Genomic DNA, 22,203 nt, shown 5'->3' with positions numbered 1-22,203 from the left:
TCAAGAAGAAAGCCCGGCTCATGCCGGGCCTTCAGTCTATAGTTTTAGAAGCACCAGGATGCTCCCACAATGATCAGCAGAATGAACAATACCACTATTAGGGCGAAGCCGCCTCCGTAACCGTAACCTGCACCTGCTTCTGACATATCACCGATACCTCCTGTATAGTCTGCGTTTTTCTTTACAAATTCATCTTATGCGGGAATGGGCCATAATGTATGGGCGCCTGGAAAAAAGCTCGGAGGGAAGGAATTTCGGTCCCCGGCTTTCTGGAAGTTTGTCTGTATTTTTCTATTGGATATCAGAATGGAATCCTCTATACTAGTAATAGCCATTTACAGCCGGGAACCTGCCTGTGTTTGGCGCAGCATCAGGCAAAATTCAAAATTAGAAATTATGGTGGAAATATGCAGTATAATGTGAAGATTGACGCGTTTGAAGGGCCTCTTGACCTGCTTCTTCATTTAATTAATCGCCTTGAAATAGATATATACGATATTCCTGTAGCAGAGATTACTGAACAGTATCTTATTTATATACGTACAATGAAAGAGCTCGAGCTTGACGTTGCGAGTGAATTTCTTGTCATGGCGGCGACCCTCCTTGCCATTAAAAGCAAAATGCTCCTTCCAAAGCATGAAGAAGAGCAGCTGGATGAGTTTGATATGGAGGAAGGGGAAGAAGACCCCCGTGATGAGCTTGTTGAAAGACTTATAGAATATAAGAAGTACAAAGAAGCTGCAGCTGAGCTCAAAACGAAAGAGCAGGAGCGCGGGCTGATGTTTACTAAACCTCCAAGCGATTTATCGGATTATGCAAAAGACGTGCAGCCTGAAAAGGCAGACTTGAATGTGTCCTTGTATGACGTGCTTGGGGCATTCCAGAAGCTGATGCGGAGAAAGAAGCTCCAAAAGCCGGTAACCGCAAAGGTGGCAAGGCAGGAAATACCTATTGAGAAGCGGATGGATGAAATCCTTGATCAGCTTCAGAGGGCAAGAGTGAAGACAAGCTTTTACGATTTGTTTCCTTCTGATGAAAAGGAACATCTTGTCGTCAGTTTCCTCGCAGTGCTGGAACTGATGAAGAGGAAACAAATCGAGCTGAATCAGGAACATAATTTTGCAGAGATTTTTGTATCTGCAAAGGGGGATCAATAAAAGTTTTGGAAATCGTAAATTGGAAAGGGATAACAGAGAGCCTGCTCTTTGCAGCAGGAGATGAAGGAATATCCTTGAAGCAGATCGCCGAGGTGCTTGAGATGGACGAAAGCCAGGCGGAAACCATTTTGCAGGAGCTTATCCTGTCCTGCGAGGATGACTACACGAGAGGCATTACAGTGGCCCAATTTGCCGGCACCTATCAGCTGGTCACAAAGAAGGAGAACTCAGATTATCTTAAGAAATTGGTGGAGACCCCCGGGACAGGTTCCCTGTCACAGGCAGCACTGGAAACCCTTGCCATCATTGCATACAAACAGCCGATCACAAGGGTGGAGATAGAAGAGATCAGGGGTGTAAAAACAGAGAGGCCGCTCCATACACTGGCCGCCAAGGCCTTGATAAAAGAAGCCGGAAGGGCCGAAGGGGCGGGCAGGGCCTATTTATATGCCACTACAAAGGAATTTCTTGATTACTTTGGTTTAAAAAGTATAGACGAGCTTCCTCCGTTGACAGAAAATGATGAGGATGAATATGCAGGGGATGAGGCAGATTTATTTTTCGAAAAGTTTCAGGAAACCTTAGATAATTGATTTTTCTGACACATTCAGTCGGCCCTTATGATAAAATATAGCTAGATTGTCCGAAGCTCACTGTCAGCATCGTGCTTTATATCATTTAGCTGTGCCTGCTGCCACAGCAGTGCATAAGCCGGGGAGTGTCTGGATTGTTTATAAAGCAGTGCAAAGGGTATGAATTGGAGAAAGAAATGCCGAACACTTCCGAGGATTTCTTCAACAGGAGCGAGGTGGTGTATATGGAGGAAGGGCAGGAGAAGACCCTCCATGTACTGTATATACGCTACTTCGAAGAATCAATGGAAACCTTCACGCCATTTGGCGGGGACCCTGTGTTCAAGGCAGGCGGCAGGGAAGTGGCTTTCAAGGATTTAGTGGCGCTTGCGTGTTTGCTGAAAAAAACGGGATTACGTGATAGAAAAAGAGTATACATAAATAACAAAGCTGAATTTGAATCCTATTTTGACAAACTGGATTTCGGCAAATTAAGGGAGGTTTTCAATGGCGTAGAAGAGGAGCAAGGTTTTCAAATCGCTTCGCCTCTTGATTTCTTCAATCATCAGCAAGCTTAATGAAAGCTGCCTGCTGAAGCCTGGCCAGGATTCAAAATTAAGGAAGTCCAATACATTAAGAGGCTGCCAGGAAGCCGTCTGAAATGGCAAGGAAGGCAAGCCGGTCGAAGCAAGAAAAAGCATGGCATCAGCCTGCAATCTGAAGGGGTGTAACAATGGCGAACACAATCGTTAAATCGCAGACAGAAGAAGTGAAAAAATTCCTGGGAAATACTGTTTCAGAATTGGAAGCATATTTAAATGAAACAACACTATCCGGCCTCATAAAGGAAAAGGACGGAGACCGGAATTATTATAAAATGGTTTTGGGAAATCTGAGGAAATTGCTTGTTTTCTGTGAGGAAGGCCTTGATGCCTGCAGTGTACTGCTGAAAAATGAGCCTTTCCCGAAGCCTGCGGCCGAAAAAACGCTTTACCGCATTTATCATCAGTGCATTGACGAATTCTTCTCGCCGAAAAATGATGCATGGTTCGAAAACAGCCGTTCCGCTTATACCGGGAAAAACTCCATTAAGTTTCAGGGAGAGGTACCTGAAAGCATGAGGGGAATCTTTGAAAGCCTGGAGAGTGAGTTCCAAAGGATCCGGGAAGAGCTTGAATATTATGAAACAGATTACCGGACGAAAATGATTCAATCCAAATAGAACAAAGGCTGCCGTCAAGGCGGCTTTTTTTTATTTGGCTGTGTTAGTATACCTTGTTGATTTTGGGCTGAAATGAGCCCAAATCAACAACAATGTTTAACAAAGCCTACTATTTATTAAGGAAGGCCTCACAGAGTGGACATATACAAATTTCGCCTGGGATAAGCAAATATTTTATCATCATACATATGATTGGAAAAGGAGGGAGACAGATAGGAGGGGAAGGATGAGCAAGTTTCACGATTATATCAAGGATGTATTCAATTGGAATGAGGAAATGAAGAGATTCCTGGAATCGGAGGATGTGGAGAAAGACGCAGAACTATGGGTGAAACTGGATAAATTCTCGGGAGTGATTGAAAAGCTTGACGGCCAGCTTGATATAGAGGAGCTGAATGCGCTCCAGTCGCGTGTAGATGAACTTCATAACGATGTTGAACAGTATTTTTCCAGAAGGCAGCCGGTCGGCAATATTTACATTAATGAACCTTTTATTCCGGCAGGCGGCCATTCCCTTCCGCCGCTGCCATATGGCTATGACAGCCTGGAACCGTATATAGCAGAAGAAATCATGAGGCTTCATCATACGAAGCACCATCAGTCTTATGTTGATGGATTGAACAAGGCTGAGGAAATGCTTAAAAAGGCACGGCAAGATGGCGATTTTAAACTTGTTAAACATTGGTCAAGAGAGCTGGCATTTCATGGCTCCGGCCATTACCTCCATACCATTTTCTGGAATAGTATGAGTCCCTCTGGGGGAGGGAAGCCTTCTGGTGCCCTGCTGGGAGAGATAGAAAAGTATTTTGGAAGCTTTGAGCAGTTCAAGAAGCATTTTTCTGAAGCGGCCAAACAGGTGGAAGGCGTAGGCTGGGCAATCCTTGTCTGGTCACCGCGGTCAAGGCATCTTGAAATCCTTCAATCGGAAAGGCATATGCTGCTGACCCAGTGGGATACGATCCCGATTCTTGCCCTTGATGTCTGGGAGCATGCCTACTATCTGCAGTATAAAAATAACCGCTCCGATTATGTGAATAACTGGTGGAATATTGTGAACTGGAAAGATGCAGAGGAACGCTTCCAAAAAGCAAGCCAGCTGAAATGGAAGCCTTTTTAGAAGTATGGGGGATGGCAGCAGCCATTCCTTTTTTATTGGGCAAGGCAGAGGTGCCAATAGATGGATTATGAGAATGGAGACACCAGCCGCTTTTCATTTTTAGTCATAAGCTGTCCCGACTCGCATAAACTTGTACAAACATATTAGGAGACGGGGTTTTGGAGAATGAACAGATTGTTTAGATGGATGCTATTATCCTGCATAGCAGCTGTCCTGGCAGCTAATCTGCCTGCAAAGGTACAAGCTGCCTATTCGGCCAGCTCAGGCAGCGCGATACTGATGGAGCAAAGCACCGGGAGGATCCTGTATGAGAAGGATGCTTATACGAAGAAAAGGATTGCAAGCATAACGAAGATTATGACAGCCATCCTTGCCATTGAATCCGGGAAGCTGGATACAAAGGCCAAGGTGAGTGAAAAGGCAGTACGGGCTGAAGGATCATCTATCTATCTGCAGCCGGGAGAAAAAATTCTGTTGGAGGACCTGGTTTACGGACTTATGCTCAGGTCGGGGAATGACTCGGCGGTGGCAATTGCCGAACATGTAGGGGGAAGCCTTGAAGGGTTTGTATACTTAATGAACAAAAAAGCCGAAGAAATCGGCATGATAAATACCCATTTTGCCAATCCGCACGGGCTGGATGACCATGAGGACCACTATTCTACCGCGTATGATATGGCCGTTCTGACCAGATATGCGATGAACAATGAAATATACAGGAAAATAGCAGGGACAAAAATGCATCGGGCACCGAACCCGAATGAAAGCTGGGACAGAGTCTGGAAAAATAAGAACCGCCTCCTCACCGAAATGTATGAATATTGCACAGGGGGAAAAACAGGTTATACCAAACGTGCCAAAAGGACGCTGGTCACCACAGCCTCAAAGGATGGTCTGGACCTGATTGCGGTTACGCTGAATGGTCCGGATGACTGGAACGACCATATCGGCATGTATGAGAGCGGGTTCAAGGAATATTCGCTCAAAAAAGTTATTGAACAAGGCGGGGTCAGGGAGCTGGAGGATTCTCCATATGAAAAAAAAGCCTACTTGAAGACAGACTACAGCTATCCTGCATCTGAGGAAGAAAAAGACCTTTTCCGCGTCGAATATAAGATGCTGAAACCTTCGGGAAGCTGGAAAGAAGACAAGGATTTTCCCGATGTGGTCGGAAGGGCTATTGTTTACTTTGAGAACAAGCAAGTGAAAAGTCTGCCGATTTACTATGAAAAAGAGCCCCAGAAAGAAGAAAAATCTTTTTTTGATTTCTTTAAGAGCATCTTTTTGACGATGGCTGGAGTAAAAACCGATGGTTAATATTATTTGGGTTGCGATGACCGTGATAGGGATTGTTTTTGCCATTTTCAATGGCACGATGGCTGAAGTGAATGAAGCGGTCTTCAGCGGGGCGAAAGAAGCGGTCACCCTTTGCATCGGGCTCATCAGCATCCTTGTCTTCTGGCTTGGGATGATGAGGATTGCCGAAGATGCAGGACTGCTGAAAAAATTGGCTTATCTTTTCAGGCCGGTAGTGACAAGGCTTTTTCCTGATGTTCCAAAGGACCACCCGGCAATGGGATATATCTTATCGAATATGATGGCGAATATGTTCGGGCTGGGCAATGCGGCCACACCCCTTGGAATAAAGGCAATGGAGCAGCTGAAAGCGCTGAATGGCGGAAAAACCGAGGCGAGCAGGTCGATGATCACCTTCCTGGCCATCAATACCTCAAGCCTGACACTCATCCCGACGACGGTGATTGCCATCAGGATGAACTATCACTCTGCCTCCCCAACTGAAATTGTCGGGCCGACCTTGATTGCCACCTTTTGCTCAACACTCGGGGCAATCCTGATCGACAGGTACTTTTATTACAGACGAACCCGTAAAGGATGAGCATGCATGGAAATTGTCTCTTTAATCTCATTATGGTTTATCCCGGTGCTGATTGGATTTATTCTGCTGTACGGTACTTATAAAAAAGTCCCTACATATGAGAGCTTTGTGGATGGCGGCAAGGAAGGAATCAAGATTGCTGTTTCCATCATCCCTTTTTTAGTCGGGATGCTGGTGGCCATTACTGTCTTCAGGGCTTCAGGGGCACTTGAATTCATGATGGGTTTTATCAGGCCGGCAATGGAAGCGATCGGGGTCCCGCCCGAAATCGCCCCGCTCGCCATCATCAGGCCGATATCAGGCACTGCGGCACTAGGCATGACAAGTGACCTGATTGCTGCCCATGGGCCGGATTCTTTTATCGGAAGGCTTGCCTCGACGCTTCAGGGAAGCACAGATACGACCTTTTATGTGCTGACCGTCTACTTTGGGGCTGTAGGCATTAAAAAAATGGGGGATGCACTGAAGGTGGGCCTCCTGGCCGACCTTGTCGGCTTTATTGCAGCGATAGCAGTTGTCATGCTTGTATTCGGATAAGTAAGGGAAGGGCGCCAAAAAAATGGCGTCCTTTTTGTGGTTCCATGGAGGACCTATTCCGCTTTTGGCATACTTTTAGCATCGGCTGCTTTGAAAATAGGCCGGTTTGTGTCATAATTCATTAGATGGACAAAAGATTGCCATAAGTATTTTATTGAGGTGACATAAATGGAAAGGCTTCAAAAAGTGATTGCCCATGCAGGGGTTGCATCGAGACGAAAAGCGGAACAGCTGATTGCAGAGGGACATGTAAAAGTGAATGGGAAAGTTGTAAAAGAACTTGGACTGAAAGTTTCTTCTTCAGACAGGGTGGAAGTGGACGGAATCCCGGTCGAAAGGGAAGAGCCTGTGTATATCCTTCTGTATAAGCCCAGAGGGGTTATTTCAAGTGTGACGGATGAAAAGGGAAGGAAGGTCGTAACTGATCTCCTGCCTCAGATCAAGGAGAGGGTCTACCCTGTCGGCAGGCTTGATTTTGACACATCGGGCCTCCTGCTGATGACCAATGACGGAGAATTTGCCAATCTGCTCATGCATCCGAAAAACGAAGTGGAAAAGGTATATGTGGCGAAGATAAAAGGAATACCAGCCAGGGAAAAACTGAAAAGCCTTGAAAGGGGTGTCCGCCTGGAGGATGGCAAAACAGCTCCGGCAAGAGTCAAGGTGCTTTCAATTGACAAACAAAAGAATACAGCCATCGTCGAACTGGTCATCCATGAAGGAAGGAACCGCCAGGTCAGAAGGATGCTGGAGGCCATCGGGCACCCGGTCATGAAGCTCAAAAGGGAGCGATACGGCTTTCTTACTCTGCAGGGATTGAGCGCAGGTGATGCAAGGGAGCTTACAGCCCATGAAGTAAAACAGCTCAGGACTCTTGCGAGCAGTGCCGGCAAAAAGAAAAATTCATAGAAGTTTCACAGTTGGAAGGCTTTGTTAACAACAGTGCGATAATGAATAAGGTATAATGATAGACAGTTGCCAAGGGGGAGCGCTCATACCTGCACGCAAAGGATTGTATGCGGATTCCTGCAGGGTGCTGCAGCTCCATCCAAGGGCTTAGAAGCAGCATGAACATCAGGGAGGTACTTATGAAAAAACGGCGTCTCGTTATGAGGACAGTCATTTTGCTTGTTCTGGGTGCTGCCGTTGCATACACTCTATACGCAAGCATAACAAAAGATAATATCAGAAAAGTCGCAGTCGGGGAGAAAGCTCCTGACTTTGCTTTGGTGGACATGGATGGGGAAAAGCACAGGCTTTCGGATTATGAAGGACAGGGTGTTTTCCTGAACTTCTGGGGAACCTGGTGCAAGCCCTGTGAAAAGGAAATGCCTTATATGAATAACCAGTACAAACAGTTCACGGACGAGGGCGTCCAGGTGCTGGCTGTAAATGTAGGCGAATCTGATTTTGCCGTCAAGAAGTTTGCTGAAAGATATGGACTCGCATTCCCGATTGTCAATGACAAGGATGGCCAGGTGCAGAATGCTTACGCCATCGATCCCCTTCCGGCCACATTCCTGATCAATCCGGAGGGCGAAGTGGTGAAGATCCATACCGGCCAATTGACAGAAGATAAGATCCGCACCTTCATGGAGCAGATCCAACCTAAGTAACAGGGAGTTTTTAGGATGAAAGAAGTTAAATGCGAATGCGGACATCTCAATCCGCATGGGACCATACTTTGTGAATCATGCGGAAAGGTGCTCGAGGAGCAGGCAAAAGACAAAAAGCTGATCGATATGAGATATGAAGGGACAGCGCGGCGCTCACAGACCTATAACAAGACATTTGTGGACAAAATCTGGAATTTCTTTTCCTCTGTCAAAGTCGGCGTTTGGATCATCGTACTCACCCTGATTGCATCGGCACTGGGGACAATCCTCCCGCAGGAAATGTATATCCCTCCGACCATGCCTGCTGCCGAATATTATGAAGACCAGTACGGATGGTTCGGGAAGCTGTATTATGAACTGGGCTTCCATAATCTTTACAGCTCATGGTGGTATTTAATCCTGATTGCTTCCCTCGGCGTTTCTTTGGTCATCGCCAGCCTTGACCGGGCAGTCCCTTTATACCGGGCTTTAAAGACCCAGCGTGTTACAAGGCATGAAGGCTATTTAAAGCGCCAGAGGCTTTTTGGGATTTCAAAGACTGATAATGTTGACGGGCAGTATGAAGTGATCAAGGAAAAGCTGAAGGCAAGAAAATACAATATCCGTGAAGAAAACGGCAATGTCCTCGCTGAAAAAGGCCGCTTCTCCCGCTGGGGGCCATATGTCAATCATGTCGGCCTGATCATTTTCCTGATTGGAGGCATGCTCCGCTTCGTTCCCGGAATGTACGTGGATAAAGTGCTGTGGATCAGGGAGGGCGAAACGAAAGTAATCCCTGAAACAAAGGGAGAATATTATCTTTCCAATGAGGCATTCACTCTAGAAGTCTATGATAAAGAAACTGACAAAGAAGTCTTTAATGATGCGATCGACAGGGCAGGCACCGTCGCTAAGAATTATCAATCTGATGTGACCTTGTACCGGAAACAGGGCGAAACCGTTACCGGTGAAGCCCATGACCTTGAAAAGGTAAAGACTTACAGCATCAAGGTCAATGAGCCGCTGAAGTTCGAGTCGTTTGCACTCTATCAGGTAGATTATAAGCTGAACGAGCTGAACAAAATGTCATTTTCCCTGACAAATAAAGAATCTGGGGAGACATTCGGCGATTTGACGGTTGATCTGTACGATCCCAAGACTGAGTATAAGCTGAATGATGGCTATTCAGTAGAAGTTGTCAGCTATTTCCCGGACTTTGAATTCGATGAAAATGGAGACCCGACAACCAAATCGCGCATCCCGAATAATCCGGCATTTGTTTTCAAAATGTTTACACCGGATAAGCCGGACGGTGAAGTCAGCTTTGTGGCCATTCAGCAGACAATCGAGCCCATGGGTGACAATGAATATAAACTGGCCTTCCAGGGCGTCGAGACAAAGGATGTTTCAGGCCTGACAGTGCGAAAGGATCTGACTCTTTGGATACTGGCTCTCGGAGGGGCGATCTTCATGATCGGCGTCATCCAGGGCGCCTACTGGAACCACCGCCGTATCTGGCTGCGCCGCTTCGACGGTGAAGTGTGGGTTGCCGGCCACACAAATAAGAATTGGCATGGCCTGAAGAGGGAGATTGAGCTCGCCCTTGAAGATACAGGCATCAGCATGCCTGAAGACCAGATGGAAAATGATCAAACTGATAAACTGGAAAAAACAGATGAGGAGGGACAATAATTGTGGTAGCACTGAGCGGAAATTTATTATACACTGCTTTTATTTTATACTTAATTGCCACATTATTTTTTGGCGGAAGCATAAGGGATAAAAAGCATGGCGCCGGCCAAAAATCTCCAAACAGATGGGCAAAGATTGCCATTATCGTGACCATCGCCGGGTTCGCAGCCCAGCTGGGTTATTTTATTACCCGCTGGGTCGCCTCCGGCCATGCTCCTGTGAGCAATCTTTTTGAATTTATGACATTCTTCGGGATGTCACTTGTTGGAGCATTCATCATCATTTACTTTTTATACAGAACACCGATGCTTGGTGTGTTCACCATGCCTGTCGCGCTGCTTGTCATCGCTTATGCCAGCATGTTTCCGCGCGATATCTCGCCGCTCATCCCTGCTTTGCAGAGTGACTGGCTTTATATCCATGTAACAACTGTTTCCATCGGCGAAGCGATTCTTTCAGTCAGCTTTGCAGCAGGCCTGATCTATCTGGTGAAGGCTGTCGACCAGTCAAAATCCAGCAAACGGACCTTCTGGCTTGAAGCAGTCATGTTCGGACTTATTTGTACTGTAGGTTTCATTGCGGTCTCATCCATTTTTTCAGCGGCTGATTATAAAGCAAGCTTTACCTGGATAGACAAAGGGGACCAGGAATCAGTACTTGAATACACCATGCCTGCCATAACGGGCCCTCATGAAGGAACACTTACCACTGACGGCAGATTTGAGCCGCTTGTGGAAATGCCGGCTATCATCAATGCTAAAAAACTGAATACTGTCATATGGTCGATCGGGGCAGGACTCATCCTTTACGGATTGCTCAGGCTAATCCTCCGGAAGAGGATTGCTGCAAGCATCCAGCCGCTGGTCCGCAATATCAAACTGGATCTTGTGGATGAAATCGGGTACCGTTCAGTCTTGATAGGATTCCCGGTATTTACGCTGGGAGGGCTTATCTTTGCGATGATCTGGGCACAAATTGCCTGGACGAGATTCTGGGGCTGGGACCCGAAAGAGGTATGGGCGCTTGTCACATTCCTCTTCTACGCTGCTTTCCTTCATCTCCGGCTGTCCAAGGGCTGGCATGGAGAAAAGTCGGCATGGCTCGCAGTCATCGGGTTTGCCATCATTATGTTTAACCTGGTTGCAGTCAATCTTGTCATTGCAGGTCTGCACTCATACGCGGGATCCTGACAATAAATTCCATAAAGCCTTCACGATTTCTATGTGGAGGCTTTTTTTAAAATAGCTTTGTTAAACATTGTTGTTGATTCTGGGCTGCATTTCAGCTGTGCTGAAATGGTGTAAAACAGAGTTTTACACGAATGAGCCCAAAATCAACAAGGTACCTAACACAGCCTTTAAAATATAGACATTTGCGGCATTCCGGCTGCCCAGGGGACCCCTCGCAGCTGATCTATTAAAGGAGGATTCTATATGGAAAGAGAAACCAAAATCCTGGTAGTGGACGATGAGATAAGAATCAGGCGGCTTTTAAAGATGTACCTGGAGAGGGAGAACTATGTAATTGAAGAAGCCGGTGACGGCAGCGAGGCATTGGAAAAGGCTTTTGAAACCGACTATGATGTCATCCTGCTGGACTTGATGATGCCGGGCAAGGATGGGATCGAAGTATGCCGGGAGCTCAGGGAGAGAAAGGCGACGCCAGTCATCATGCTGACCGCGAAGGGCGAGGAAGTGAACCGGGTGCAGGGCTTTGAAGCAGGGACAGATGATTATATCGTCAAGCCGTTCAGTCCGCGGGAGGTTGTCCTCCGGGTAAAGGCACTTTTGCGCCGGTCCAGCACGACAAGCTACCTGCAGACTGAAACGGCTGCCAAAGATATAATCGTATTCCGTCATCTGACCATTGATAATGATGCCCATAGGGTGATTGCGGACGGAAAAGAGGTCAGCCTGACACCGAAAGAATATGAACTGCTGTATTTCCTTGCTAAATCGCCTGACAAGGTTTTTGAGCGCGAGCAGCTGCTTAAGGAAGTATGGCAGTATGAATTTTTCGGAGATTTAAGGACAGTGGATACCCATGTAAAAAGGCTGAGGGAAAAGCTGAATAAAGTATCTGAGCAGGCGGCGCGGATGATTGTTACAGTCTGGGGCGTCGGCTACAAATTCGAGGTTGTTAATGAATGATGTTTTGGCGCAGTGTAGTAGGCAAGCTTTGGATCACCATCATCTTCCTGGTGGCCTTTGTCCTTTTTACCCTCACGGTGCTCCTTCTTGAGTTTTTCGAGAACAACCAGATCAATGAGATTGAAAAGGGCCTGACGAACACGGCCAATAAGATCTCCGTGATTCTTAAGGAGCATGACCTTGATGTGGGCCTGGAGATTTCCTGGGAGCTGGTTGATGATGTGACCAATATTGCTATCATCAAGAATGAAGATGAATATTATCATTCGCCTGACAAAGGGAAGCCGATCGAGCTTCCCCGCGAATTTTTCATGGAAGATAAAGGGCTGGCCGAGGCTTTTTCCGGGCGGTCTGTCAAGAAAGTATATCCATACCCGGCCAGCGGAGAAGCTGGGGAGGATTCCCGCATCCTGATCATCGGTGTGCCGTATATTGATGATGGGGACACAGGGGCTGTCTTTATATACCAGTCTCTCGAGGAAATGCAGAAAACGACAAGGTCGACGACCAAGTTCATTATCCTTGCTGCAGGAATCGCCATTATCCTCACAACAATCTTTGCGTTCTTCCTTTCTACAAGAATTACAGCACCCCTCCGGAAAATGAGGGAGGCGGCTTTCGAAGTGGCAAAAGGCAAATTTGATACAAAGGTCCCCATCCTTACACATGACGAAATCGGGGAGCTGGCAACCGCTTTTAATCAGATGGGCAGGCAGCTGAAATTCAATATCAATGCACTCAGCCAGGAAAAAGAGCAGCTCGCAAGCATTTTGAGCGGGATGGCAGACGGTGTCATCACCTTCAGTCGCGACGGCACCATTCTTGTCACAAACCCTCCGGCTGAGCGATTTATCCAGAACTGGTATTATGAGCAGGGGGAAGTGAGTACAAATATTGAAGCGGTTCCTTCAGAGGTGATGAAGCTGTTTCAGCGCGCCGTTAATACGGGCAAAGAGCAGATAGGCGAAATGCCGATCCAGGGAAGAATCTGGGTTATCATCGTCAGCCCTTTGTATAATAATACTTTTATCCGCGGAGCGGTTGCCGTTCTGCGTGATATGACAGAGGAAAGGCAGCTGGATAAGCTGAGGAAAGACTTTATTGCCAATGTCTCTCATGAGCTCAGGACGCCAATCGCCATGATGCAGGGCTACAGTGAAGCGATTGTGGATGACATTGCAGGAACAGATGAAGAGAAAAAGGAAATGGCAAGCGTCATTTATGACGAGTCACTCAGGATGGGCAGGCTGGTCAATGAACTGCTCGACCTGGCAAGGATGGAAGCGGGCCATATACAGCTTACCCTGGACAGAGTCGAACTGAAGCCATATATCAGCAGGATTGCAAGGAAATTCCAAGGGCTTTCCAAGGAGAAGATCATCAAGCTCGAAAGCGAATTCAGCATAACAGAAGATGATTTTGTCTTTGATCCTGACAGAATTGAACAGGTGCTGACCAATCTGATTGACAATGCCATCCGGCACACACCTGAAGATGGGTCTGTCAAAATAACGGTAAAGTCGGAAGAAAAAGGCCTGATGGTCGAGGTTTCTGATTCCGGATCCGGTATCCCGGAGGAGGATCTTCCGTTTGTTTTTGAACGGTTCTATAAGGCAGATAAAGCAAGGACAAGAGGAAGGTCAGGTACAGGTCTCGGGCTTGCAATCGCAAAAAATATCATTGATGCCCACAAAGGGCAGATTTCTGTACAAAGCAAGCTTCAGCAGGGAACGACATTTTCCTTTGTCATTCCTCGAAATATTGAATAAAAGACAGGAAAATGCCGTTTATTCTTGATTCACAAGAAACAAATACACCATATAAAGCATCATTCATCAAAAGAAGAAGCAGCTGGAAGGGAATACACAAAAAGTCCCTTCCTTTTTTTTCTGAGAAATACTATATTTATAGATGTAACTTTTTGTACATAAACTGCGACTAATTTATGAACGGGGAGGGAAGACCTATGGACTCCGTTTTTGATGACTTATATACCAATTATCATCAGGACGTTTTTCAATTCCTATTTTATATGGTGAAGAGCAAAGAGCTGGCCGAGGATCTGGTGCAGGAAGTATATATCCGTGTCCTTAAATCCTATGACCGCTTTGAAGGAAAAAGCAGCGAGAAAACCTGGTTATTCTCTATCGCCCGTAATGTTGCGATCGATTCTTTCCGGAAGCAAAAGGGATGGAAACAGAGAATACTGGAAAAATTCGACTGGACCGAACAGCAGATCAGGGACGACAGCCCCGTACCGGAAGATATCGCCATGCAGCGCGAAGAAATCCAGATGATTTACCGCTGCCTTGACTTATGCACAGTCGACCAGAAGATGGTGATTATTATGAGATATATCCAGGAGCTGTCCATTACGGAAACGGCGGAAGCCCTCCGCTGGACCGAAAGCAAGGTAAAGACAACCCAGCACAGGGCTCTGAAGGTATTGAAGGGCCATATGGAAACTTTATTGATAAAGGAGGGAAGAGATGGTGAAAAAATCAGAGTGGAACGATGAACAGCTGGAAAAGCTGCTCCGGCAGCTTCCAAAGATACAGGATGTGCGGGCCAAACAGGAAGTCTACCAGAATGTATCCCGCCGGATGCGGAAGCGGAGACGCACATTCTGGGTCATTCCTGCAGCGGCAGCCGCTGCGGCAGTCCTTCTTCTCTTTATCCTGATTCCTGGCCTGACCGGGCAGCAGTTCCAGGAATCTGCAGATCAGGCGGCAGAAAACAAAGGCGACCAGGCTTCTTCAGGAATTGAACCTTCTGAACAGAAAGAAAACAGCTATGAGACTGCCCAAAAAAGTGAAGACACCAGCGAAGGGGAGGCCGGGGTCCAGAATGATCCTGAGGCAGAGCTGTCAGAAACCGAGGTACAGGAGAATGACGGGAAGGCGGGACTTGCTTCTTTTGAGGAAGAGGACAGCGACTACCGGACCGCTTTGTATGAGGAAGATGTTCAGGGGCAGACTATCCTTACCTATGCCGTCCCTGATGCAAATATCCAGACACTGGTGCCTGTAAGCGTCCTTGCTGCCCCACAGGAAGGCAAGACAGAATTTGATTTATATAAAGAAACTATGGAAAAGCTCACAGAGGAAGAATGGGGACTGGGCGAAGCATACCCGATTCCGCAGGCAGAGCTGTTTTATGATCCCGAAACTGAAACATTGACAGCGGATATTAAAGAAGATGCAGACTTTTATGGATCTGCAACTGAAACAATGTTTAAATCTTTATTAACGAATCATCTGGACACACTTAATGCACAGACTGTACTTTTAACAACTGAAGGCGAGCCAGGTGCGGTGTTCGGCAATACCGGGGCTGTGGATAGCCTCACAGTTAAAGAAGATACCGGAAATCATGCCTATTATTTTTTATACACAGATCAAGGATCTGAGCCCTTCATTGTGCCGGGTAAAGAAAGCTACGGCTCAATCCAGGAAGCCATTGATGCGATGAAACAGGATCAGGAATACACTAGCCTGGAAGCTTCCATACCAGGCGATATGAATATGAATATAATAACCGAAGCAGATTCTGAAGGCGGATCCAGTGAGCTTACGCTGACCCTGGAAGAAGGCACTAAGCTTGAGGATAATGCTGCTTCGTCGTATACCATCGAAGCGATTCTTCTGATGGCCAAAGGATTCAATTACAGTACAGTAAAGCTGGATAATGCCGAGATTGAAGAAGTAGGGAGCTTCCAGCTGCAGGAAGCATTGAAGGTTCCGGCAGCGCCGAACTGGCGCCAGCTCCCATAATTTTAATATATATGCGAAGAACAGGGATCGGCCCATAGGCTGAACCCTGTTTTTATTTTTGAAAAATAACTAAATATATTGTCTTCTTATTACGGTCTATCAGCTTCATCTGACTTTGCATTTTCCTAAATAACCTTAATATTCTTTCATGTATAAAACCGCCTGCCGGAATTGCATAATAATGGCTGTGTTTTTCTCCCGGGAAATCGTGCAGGAATAATAAGATTTCCGGACACGGAGGTTCTAATATGGGACATGCTGTCATACGGTGGGAAAGTAAAGCTGAAATGGCAAGGAGGATCATATGAGAGATTATATAAGAAGGTTTTTAATAGCATGGCTTGTGCTGATATTCATTAGCCTGCTGATTATCGGCGGCAAGCAGCCTCAAGCCTCTGAGCTGCATGATGAAGTATTTGCTTCAGATTGGCAGTGGCCGGCAGATGGTGTCCTGTCTGACTGCTTTGGCACCCGGAATGGCACACACAAAGGAATTGACATTGCCTCAGATTCCGGTACACCGGTTTATGCTGTTGATGAGGGCAGTGTCACCAGATCCTATTACTCTGGTTCCTATGGGAATGTAATATTCATTAAGCATCAGAATGGCACAGAGACTGTTTATGCCCATCTTCAGGAGAGAAAGGCAGCAGAAGGGGAGAAGGTGCTGAAGGGACAGACAATCGGCACTATGGGCAGTACAGGGGATTCCTCGGGTGTCCATCTTCATTTTGAAGTACATATATCAGAATGGACATACGATAAGCAGAACGCTGTCGATCCATTTCTTGCCCTTGGAGAAACAGAAATCGGTTCGGCCGTCAGTTCAGTGCAGCCTGCAGAAGGTTCCAAAACAATAGAAACGGCCAGCCTGCTGCTTGCAGATGACAATGGACAGCACTTCCCCGCTGCAGGCAGAAAAGCTGAGAGTGCCGGTAGAAAAATACAAAGCGGTATAGCTGCCAGTGAAACGATGGAAACTTTCGATTATAAGCCTCCCGCAGTGCCCGCTGCCGAGGCGCATGAGCATAGGCTCAGGCTGCGGCAGCTGATGATTGCTTCCAGGAGCCAGGAGAAGGGCAAAGAAGCAGCTGCGCCAGTATATGAAGTGAGAGCCGGAGATACTTTGTATTCTATATCAGCCAAATTGGGGACGACAGTATCACAGCTTAAAAAAGCAAACAGTCTTACAGATGACATCATTCATCCCGGAGAGATTCTTTCTGCCAGATAATTCACAGAATAGATTGAAGCCTGTCCTCTCCCGAAGTATAATGAATAAAATTGGGGAGGGGATACTTTGCTTACCGATTACCATAATCACTTGGAAAAAGGGACTTTGACGCTTGATTATTTAAAACAATTTACAGACAGGGCCGAGGAAAAAGGGATTGCCCATTTCGGCATCTCCGAGCACGCCTATCATTTCTATCAGACTGCGGATATACTGAGGAATCCCTGGGTTGATGAAAGGCGCTATTATGATATGGATGATTATACAGCTCTTTTCAGGCAGGCCTGGAACAGCGGCATCGATGTGAAGATGTCGATTGAAATGGACTATACCCCTGGGAAGCACGAAGAAATGCGCCGGTTTATCTCAGACTATCACTTTGATTACATAATTGGTTCTATCCATTGGATCGGGGATTTTGGGATTGATCTTTCAGAATACAGGCATGAGTGGGACAAAAGGGATCTGTTTGAAGTATACAGAGCCTATTTTGACCAGGTCGTCACCCTTGCCCAGTCTAATCTCTTCGATATCATCGGCCATATCGATTTAGTGAAGATATTTAAATATGTACCGCAGGATGAAGAATTCCTGCTGGAGCAGTATGAAAGGGCTGTAAATGCCCTTGCCGAATCAAAAACCTGTGTCGAAATCAGTACAGCCGGACTGAGGAAGCCTGTAGGGGAGCTTTACCCGGATCCGAGGCTCTTAAGGAAATGCTATGAAAAAAATATCCCGATTGTCCTGTCATCCGATGCCCACTTTCCGAAGGATGTAGGCGCTGACTTTGATCAGGCGCTCCTGCTGGCAAAAGAAGCCGGCTATGAGAAAATCATGACCTTTTCCAAGGGAGAAAGGGTGGAGCATCCGATCGGCTGAAGCGGAAAAAGAAGATGGCGGTTTCCGCCATCTTCTTCTTTTTGTGCGCAGATAAGAAAATATATTCTTTAACTGGATTCCTGTCTAGCAGCTGCGCCTACCCCCTCGAGGTCACAAGCCAATCCTGCCAAAAAGGCAAAGAACGCCTTTTTGGCAGAATCGTCTTGTGCTTGTCGGGGGTAAGCAAGGCGCTTGCGCTTTTCTTATGCTATAGAGATATATTCCTGATCGAAACGATATCATCCTGGCCTTCAAGCAATTTGAACGAGCTTTCTCCTAGAGGCTTATCAAAAGATAAAACCATGATGGCTTCACCGCCGGCCTCTTTCCGCCCTACCTGCATGGCGGCGATATTGATGGAATGGTCGCCCAGCACCTTTCCTACCCGCCCGATTACCCCCGGACGGTCCATATGCTGGATATAAAGAAGTTCTCCCTCGGGAAGGAAATCAATATTGAATCCATTCAGGAATACGATGCGCGGACCGTAATTTTCAATGAATGTCCCTCTGACAATAAATTCGCTTTTATCGTTTCTCGCTGCAACGGATATGCAGTTCGCATAGCCGAATCCCGATACTGATATCTTTTCACCAATTGTTATCCCGCGTTCTTTTGCAGTTAAAAGCGCGTTCACTTCGTTCACATGAATATCTATGCGGTTCTTGAAAAAACCTGATAATAAGGCTTTTGTCAGATAAGAAGTTTCCAGCTCTGTGACAGTCCCGGAATAGGTGATGGAGATTTCCTGGACCCCTTCAGTCACGCACTGTGAAAGAATCAGGCCGATTTGCTTGGAAAGCTGGTGGAAAGGCTGTATTTTATCATAGATTTCCTTCGACATCGCCGGAAGATTGATGCTGTTGGAGACAGGCTTATTTTCCAGAAAAAGCCGGACTTCCTCGGCTACCTGTGTTGCGACATTCAGCTGTGCCTCCCTTGTTGAAGCGCCGAGATGAGGGGTTACAATCACATTGTCGAACCCGAGGAGCGGATTATCGAAAGGAGGCTCCTCTTCAAAAACATCAAGGGCCGCACCTGCAATATGACCGTTCCTGATATATTCTGCAAGATCCTTTTCATTGATGATTCCGCCGCGGGCGCAATTAAGGAAATAAACGCCTTTTTTAGTCAATTCTATCCTTTTGGCGTCAATCAGGCCTTTTGTCTGGGGAGTCAGTGGAGTATGAACAGTGATGATATCCGCTTTGTTCAGCACTTCCTCAAGAGGAAGGCTTTCAACGGCAAGCTTGGCAGCCCGTTCTTTCGTCAAGAAAGGATCATAAACAGAAATGGACATGCCAAAGGCCTTGGCGCGCTTGGCCAGCTCAGAACCAATCCTGCCCATGCCGACAATGCCCAGTGTCTTTCCGAATAGCTCATTCCCGATGAAGCTATTTCTGTTCCATTCCAGATTTTTGACGGTCCGGTGTGCCTGGGGGATATTTCTCATCAATGAAGCCATCATTGCAAAAGTGTGCTCTGCCGTGGAAATGGTATTGCCATCAGGGGCATTGACCACCACGATTCCTCTTTTAGTAGCCTCGGCAACGTCAATATTGTCGACCCCGACACCAGCTCTTGCAATAATCTGGAGCCTTGGCATTTTATCGAGCAGTTCAAAGTCAACTGTTGTGGCGCTCCTGACCAAAAGGGCATCTATATTTTCCAGATCTGCTTCAGGGTCATCTGTCTTTTTTTGTATCAGCCGGGCATTCTCCATCTCTGTGAGAGGAAGCAATCCTGCTCCGCTGATTGAATCTGCAACAAGAATTTGAAACATAGCCAATCCACCTGCTTTATAATAATTTTCTGATAATTTTACAAGACGAACAATTTTCTGTCAATGAGGCAAAACGTTCTTGTTTGGATGTAAACGCTTTAATTTAAAAGAAGTTTTCAGGTTTGAGTCATGCTTTTTGAATAGCATAAGAAAATGCCAGGGAAATCCCTGGCATTCAGCCTAAAATTTGATGATTCCTGTTCCATTGAGGAAAACAATGATAATGGCTGCAGGAACTGCATATTTCAGCAGGAGCAGCCAGAAGGCGAACAGCCGCCGGGCCATGCCGGATCCGGCCTGCAGTTCTTTTACCAGAGTGTTCCTGTCCATACGCCAGGGAACAAAAATAGTAATGAATAAGGCACCTAGAGGCAGGAGGATATTAGAGACAAGATAGTCGGCTGAATCAAAGAATGTTTTGCCGAAGATCAGGATGTCACTCCATTCGCCAAAAGACAGGGCTGAAGGGATGCCGGCTGCAAATATCAGCAGTCCGAACAGGATGCTTGCCTTTGTTCTGCCTGCCTTTTTGCCCGCAGCCGCCACATTGATTTCCAGCATGGAAATAGCCGAAGTCAATGCAGCAAAAAAGAACAGCAGCAGGAAGAGTATGAAAAAGAACTCCCCGAAGGCGATTTTGCTGAATATGGCCGGAAGTACGATGAATAGAAGGCCCGGCCCTTCTTCTGGCTCCATGCCAAAAGAGAAAATGGCAGGGAAAATCGCCAGTCCTGCGAGAAGAGCAATCAGGAGCGTCAGCCCTGTGATTGAGAAAGCAGCTTTTGTGATATTTTCCTTCTTGGATAGATAGGAACTGTATGTCACCATTACGGACACGCCTACAGACAGCGAGAAAAAGGACTGCCCCAAGGCATATAGAAACACATCAGGCGTCATCTTGCCAAAGTCCGGCTGCAAGAAGAATTTGACTCCTTCAATGGCATTATCAAAGCTCAATGACCGTGCAATCAAAGCCAGAAACATGATGAATAATGCCGGCATAAAATATTTGTTGACCTTTTCGAGGCCGCCCTGCACCCCCCGGCTGACAATCAGAACCGAAAGCAGGATAAAAACCAGTTGGGCACCTGCAGCAAGCAGCGGGTCGGAAATGGCATCGCCAAAGACAGCTTCAAAGTTGAGACCCTCGGACCACAGCTTTCCGGAAAGGGCATACCACAGATAAATAAGGATCCACCCGCCAATGACACTATAAAAAGATAAGAGCAGGAAGCAGGCGGCAACGCCCATCCTGCCGACCCATGGCCATAGTGAACCTGGAGCAATTGATTTATAGGCAGCCACGGCCTCTTTTTGAGTGCTTCTGCCAATGACAAATTCGGCAAGCAGGATGGGCAGGCCAATGAATAAAGTGAACAGAATAAAAACAAGGAAGAAAGCGCCGCCTCCGCCGATCCCTGTCATATACGGGAATTTCCAGATAGCGCCGAGACCGATTGCAGAGCCGGCAGCAGATAGGATGAACCCGATTTTTGTCCCCCATTTTTGTTTTTCCATACTATCACTCTCCTAATGACATTATTTCAGCGGGCATTGAAACAAATAAAAATCCCTGCATGAACTTCATGCAGGGACGAAAAAAATTCGCGGTACCACCCTCATTGTGAAGAAAATTCCAGGCACAGAAAATAAAAAACGCCCCTGCTTAACAGCAGGGACGATTATATCGCGGTACCACCCATTTTTGTGAAAACTTCTTCACCACTTTGTTTGATAACGGTATACACTACCGTTTTCCGCTTTCTTATCCAAGAGTTCACGGAAAATGCTCCAAGGGGAAATTCATGCGATTTCTTTGTACCGGTTTTCACCTGCCACCGGCTCTCTAAAACAGGGAGAAATACATTACTATACCTTTTCAATGCCCAATATTTTTTTACAATACTATCACAGGTTAGGAGAAATAAAAAGTGTTTTTTTAAAGAAATGCGGAAAAGCCTTGTTCATTGAAGGAACGCAGACTAAGAACGCCACGTCCTGTGGCAAAGTCTGCATGATTCACTCCTGTGGGCCCTAAGCAAATCAGGACGGAAGGTTGTTCTTTAACCTTTTGGCCTGGATGGCTTATGACTCGAGGGGCCAGGGTATGGAGCTGGATAAATAGAAGAGCGCTTTCCAGCTACGCATGATTAAAGCGAAGAGAGAGGCTGATTCATATTTCCCAAGATTCAAATGGGCATTTTGGGAGTGGTCATGTATCCCAGGAACCCGATGGAGTACATGACTGCTCAATTTTGGTGGTGGTCATGTATCCCAGGAGTCTGATGGAGTACATGACTGCTCAATTTTGGTGGTGGTCATGTATCCCAGGAGCCCGATGGAGTACATGACTGCTCAATTTTGGTGGTGGTCATGTATCCCAGGAGCCTGATGGAGTACATGACTGCTCAATTTTGGTGGTGGTCATGTATCCCAGGAGCCTGATGGAGTACATGACTGCTCAATTTTGGTGGTGGTCATGTATCCCAGGAACCCGATGGAGTACATGACTGCTCAATTTTGGTGGTGGTCATGTATCCCAGGAGCCCGTTGGAGTACATGACTGCTCAATTTGTGGGGTGGTCAGGTATTCCT

Annotated in this window: 21 protein-coding genes and 1 other annotated feature; of the genes, 18 read left to right on the top strand and 3 right to left on the bottom strand. The window is 46.6% G+C overall.

Annotated features, from left to right (window positions below):
• Nucleotides 1-44: 44 nt before the first annotated feature.
• Nucleotides 45-146: a YjcZ family sporulation protein gene (locus FZD51_RS09125; protein WP_129612023.1), complete on the bottom strand. Its 102-nt coding sequence runs from the start codon at nucleotides 144-146 to the stop codon at nucleotides 45-47.
• Nucleotides 147-407: 261 nt separating this feature from the next.
• On the opposite strand from FZD51_RS09125, the gene FZD51_RS09120 reads away from it, so the two are divergent.
• The 18 genes from FZD51_RS09120 to FZD51_RS09035 all read left to right on the top strand — a co-directional run bounded on the left by FZD51_RS09120 (nucleotide 408) and on the right by FZD51_RS09035 (nucleotide 17,825).
• Nucleotides 408-1,157, top strand: a complete 750-nt coding sequence (locus tag FZD51_RS09120; RefSeq protein WP_148974477.1) for a segregation/condensation protein A — start codon at nucleotides 408-410, stop codon at nucleotides 1,155-1,157.
• 5 nt (nucleotides 1,158-1,162) lie between these two features.
• Nucleotides 1,163-1,750, top strand: a complete 588-nt coding sequence (gene scpB / locus FZD51_RS09115) for an SMC-Scp complex subunit ScpB (protein WP_148974476.1) — start codon at nucleotides 1,163-1,165, stop codon at nucleotides 1,748-1,750.
• Nucleotides 1,751-1,884: 134 nt separating this feature from the next.
• Nucleotides 1,885-2,307: a hypothetical protein gene (locus FZD51_RS09110; RefSeq protein ID WP_148974475.1), complete on the top strand. Its 423-nt coding sequence runs from the start codon at nucleotides 1,885-1,887 to the stop codon at nucleotides 2,305-2,307.
• A gap of 155 nt (nucleotides 2,308-2,462) precedes the next feature.
• Nucleotides 2,463-2,951: a YpuI family protein gene (locus FZD51_RS09105; RefSeq protein ID WP_148974474.1), complete on the top strand. Its 489-nt coding sequence runs from the start codon at nucleotides 2,463-2,465 to the stop codon at nucleotides 2,949-2,951.
• A 226-nt stretch (nucleotides 2,952-3,177) separates the two neighbouring features.
• Nucleotides 3,178-4,068, top strand: coding sequence for a superoxide dismutase (locus tag FZD51_RS09100; RefSeq protein WP_148974473.1), 891 nt, complete (start codon nucleotides 3,178-3,180; stop codon nucleotides 4,066-4,068).
• A gap of 165 nt (nucleotides 4,069-4,233) precedes the next feature.
• Complete coding sequence (locus FZD51_RS09095) at nucleotides 4,234-5,385, top strand: D-alanyl-D-alanine carboxypeptidase family protein (protein ID WP_262380829.1); 1,152 nt, start codon at nucleotides 4,234-4,236, stop codon at nucleotides 5,383-5,385.
• Complete coding sequence (locus tag FZD51_RS09090) at nucleotides 5,378-5,965, top strand: nucleoside recognition domain-containing protein (protein WP_148974472.1); 588 nt, start codon at nucleotides 5,378-5,380, stop codon at nucleotides 5,963-5,965. Before FZD51_RS09095 ends, FZD51_RS09090 begins: the two co-directional genes overlap by 8 nt.
• Before the next feature lie 6 nt (nucleotides 5,966-5,971).
• Complete coding sequence (locus tag FZD51_RS09085) at nucleotides 5,972-6,502, top strand: spore maturation protein (protein WP_129612016.1); 531 nt, start codon at nucleotides 5,972-5,974, stop codon at nucleotides 6,500-6,502.
• Between the two features lie 168 nt (nucleotides 6,503-6,670).
• The gene (locus FZD51_RS09080) at nucleotides 6,671-7,411 is read left to right on the top strand and encodes a pseudouridine synthase (protein WP_022544152.1); all 741 of its coding nucleotides are present in this window, start codon (nucleotides 6,671-6,673) and stop codon (nucleotides 7,409-7,411) included.
• 179 nt (nucleotides 7,412-7,590) lie between these two features.
• The gene (gene resA / locus FZD51_RS09075; protein ID WP_148974471.1) at nucleotides 7,591-8,118 is read left to right on the top strand and encodes a thiol-disulfide oxidoreductase ResA; all 528 of its coding nucleotides are present in this window, start codon (nucleotides 7,591-7,593) and stop codon (nucleotides 8,116-8,118) included.
• Nucleotides 8,119-8,133: 15 nt separating this feature from the next.
• A complete protein-coding gene (gene resB, locus FZD51_RS09070; RefSeq protein ID WP_148974470.1) occupies nucleotides 8,134-9,789 on the top strand; it encodes a cytochrome c biogenesis protein ResB in 1,656 nt (551 codons plus the stop codon).
• A 2-nt stretch (nucleotides 9,790-9,791) separates the two neighbouring features.
• Complete coding sequence (gene ccsB, locus FZD51_RS09065) at nucleotides 9,792-10,979, top strand: c-type cytochrome biogenesis protein CcsB (RefSeq protein WP_009794787.1); 1,188 nt, start codon at nucleotides 9,792-9,794, stop codon at nucleotides 10,977-10,979.
• Between the two features lie 243 nt (nucleotides 10,980-11,222).
• Nucleotides 11,223-11,939: a response regulator transcription factor gene (locus FZD51_RS09060; protein ID WP_148974469.1), complete on the top strand. Its 717-nt coding sequence runs from the start codon at nucleotides 11,223-11,225 to the stop codon at nucleotides 11,937-11,939.
• Nucleotides 11,936-13,708 (top strand): ATP-binding protein, encoded by a 1,773-nt coding sequence (locus tag FZD51_RS09055; RefSeq protein WP_148974468.1) that lies wholly within the window; start codon nucleotides 11,936-11,938, stop codon nucleotides 13,706-13,708. Before FZD51_RS09060 ends, FZD51_RS09055 begins: the two co-directional genes overlap by 4 nt.
• Before the next feature lie 197 nt (nucleotides 13,709-13,905).
• Nucleotides 13,906-14,457 carry an RNA polymerase sigma factor SigX gene (gene sigX, locus FZD51_RS09050; protein WP_148974467.1) on the top strand — a complete coding sequence of 184 codons (552 nt, stop codon included), beginning with the start codon at nucleotides 13,906-13,908 and terminating at the stop codon, nucleotides 14,455-14,457.
• Nucleotides 14,429-15,712 (top strand): hypothetical protein, encoded by a 1,284-nt coding sequence (locus FZD51_RS09045; RefSeq protein WP_148974466.1) that lies wholly within the window; start codon nucleotides 14,429-14,431, stop codon nucleotides 15,710-15,712. Before sigX ends, FZD51_RS09045 begins: the two co-directional genes overlap by 29 nt.
• Before the next feature lie 304 nt (nucleotides 15,713-16,016).
• Nucleotides 16,017-16,946 (top strand): peptidoglycan DD-metalloendopeptidase family protein, encoded by a 930-nt coding sequence (locus FZD51_RS09040; protein WP_148974465.1) that lies wholly within the window; start codon nucleotides 16,017-16,019, stop codon nucleotides 16,944-16,946.
• A 66-nt stretch (nucleotides 16,947-17,012) separates the two neighbouring features.
• A complete protein-coding gene (locus FZD51_RS09035) occupies nucleotides 17,013-17,825 on the top strand; it encodes a histidinol-phosphatase (RefSeq protein ID WP_148974464.1) in 813 nt (270 codons plus the stop codon).
• 208 nt (nucleotides 17,826-18,033) lie between these two features.
• Here the strand turns inward: FZD51_RS09035 and serA are convergent, their stop codons facing one another.
• Together serA and FZD51_RS09025 are read right to left on the bottom strand one after the other, a co-directional pair.
• Nucleotides 18,034-19,608, bottom strand: a complete 1,575-nt coding sequence (gene serA, locus FZD51_RS09030; RefSeq protein WP_148974463.1) for a phosphoglycerate dehydrogenase — start codon at nucleotides 19,606-19,608, stop codon at nucleotides 18,034-18,036.
• 180 nt (nucleotides 19,609-19,788) lie between these two features.
• The gene (locus FZD51_RS09025) at nucleotides 19,789-21,126 is read right to left on the bottom strand and encodes a sodium-dependent transporter (RefSeq protein WP_148974462.1); all 1,338 of its coding nucleotides are present in this window, start codon (nucleotides 21,124-21,126) and stop codon (nucleotides 19,789-19,791) included.
• A gap of 153 nt (nucleotides 21,127-21,279) precedes the next feature.
• Nucleotides 21,280-21,500 (bottom strand) — a binding site (T-box leader).
• Nucleotides 21,501-22,203: the final 703 nt, after the last annotated feature.

It is taken from the genome of Bacillus infantis, from assembly GCF_008180445.1.
Lineage (GTDB): Bacteria > Bacillota > Bacilli > Bacillales > Cytobacillaceae > Bacillus_AB > Bacillus_AB infantis_B.
The sequence above is the reverse complement of the archived record's forward strand: the minus strand, read 5'-3'. Positions and strand labels throughout refer to the sequence as shown.

Excerpts from the sequence above, each read along its gene's own strand:
- FZD51_RS09125 (WP_129612023.1), bottom strand. The coding sequence starts at position 146 with ATGTCAGAAGCAGGTGCAGGTTACGGTTACGGAGGCGGCTTCGCCCTA.
- FZD51_RS09120 (WP_148974477.1), top strand. The coding sequence starts at position 408 with ATGCAGTATAATGTGAAGATTGACGCGTTTGAAGGGCCTCTTGACCTG.
- FZD51_RS09105 (WP_148974474.1), top strand. The coding sequence starts at position 2,463 with ATGGCGAACACAATCGTTAAATCGCAGACAGAAGAAGTGAAAAAATTC.
- FZD51_RS09100 (WP_148974473.1), top strand. The coding sequence starts at position 3,178 with ATGAGCAAGTTTCACGATTATATCAAGGATGTATTCAATTGGAATGAG.
- FZD51_RS09095 (WP_262380829.1), top strand. The coding sequence starts at position 4,234 with ATGAACAGATTGTTTAGATGGATGCTATTATCCTGCATAGCAGCTGTC.
- FZD51_RS09090 (WP_148974472.1), top strand. The coding sequence starts at position 5,378 with ATGGTTAATATTATTTGGGTTGCGATGACCGTGATAGGGATTGTTTTT.
- FZD51_RS09085 (WP_129612016.1), top strand. The coding sequence starts at position 5,972 with ATGGAAATTGTCTCTTTAATCTCATTATGGTTTATCCCGGTGCTGATT.
- FZD51_RS09080 (WP_022544152.1), top strand. The coding sequence starts at position 6,671 with ATGGAAAGGCTTCAAAAAGTGATTGCCCATGCAGGGGTTGCATCGAGA.
- resA (WP_148974471.1), top strand. The coding sequence starts at position 7,591 with ATGAAAAAACGGCGTCTCGTTATGAGGACAGTCATTTTGCTTGTTCTG.
- resB (WP_148974470.1), top strand. The coding sequence starts at position 8,134 with ATGAAAGAAGTTAAATGCGAATGCGGACATCTCAATCCGCATGGGACC.
- FZD51_RS09060 (WP_148974469.1), top strand. The coding sequence starts at position 11,223 with ATGGAAAGAGAAACCAAAATCCTGGTAGTGGACGATGAGATAAGAATC.
- FZD51_RS09055 (WP_148974468.1), top strand. The coding sequence starts at position 11,936 with ATGATGTTTTGGCGCAGTGTAGTAGGCAAGCTTTGGATCACCATCATC.
- sigX (WP_148974467.1), top strand. The coding sequence starts at position 13,906 with ATGGACTCCGTTTTTGATGACTTATATACCAATTATCATCAGGACGTT.
- FZD51_RS09045 (WP_148974466.1), top strand. The coding sequence starts at position 14,429 with ATGGTGAAAAAATCAGAGTGGAACGATGAACAGCTGGAAAAGCTGCTC.
- FZD51_RS09040 (WP_148974465.1), top strand. The coding sequence starts at position 16,017 with ATGAGAGATTATATAAGAAGGTTTTTAATAGCATGGCTTGTGCTGATA.
- serA (WP_148974463.1), bottom strand. The coding sequence starts at position 19,608 with ATGTTTCAAATTCTTGTTGCAGATTCAATCAGCGGAGCAGGATTGCTT.
- FZD51_RS09025 (WP_148974462.1), bottom strand. The coding sequence starts at position 21,126 with ATGGAAAAACAAAAATGGGGGACAAAAATCGGGTTCATCCTATCTGCT.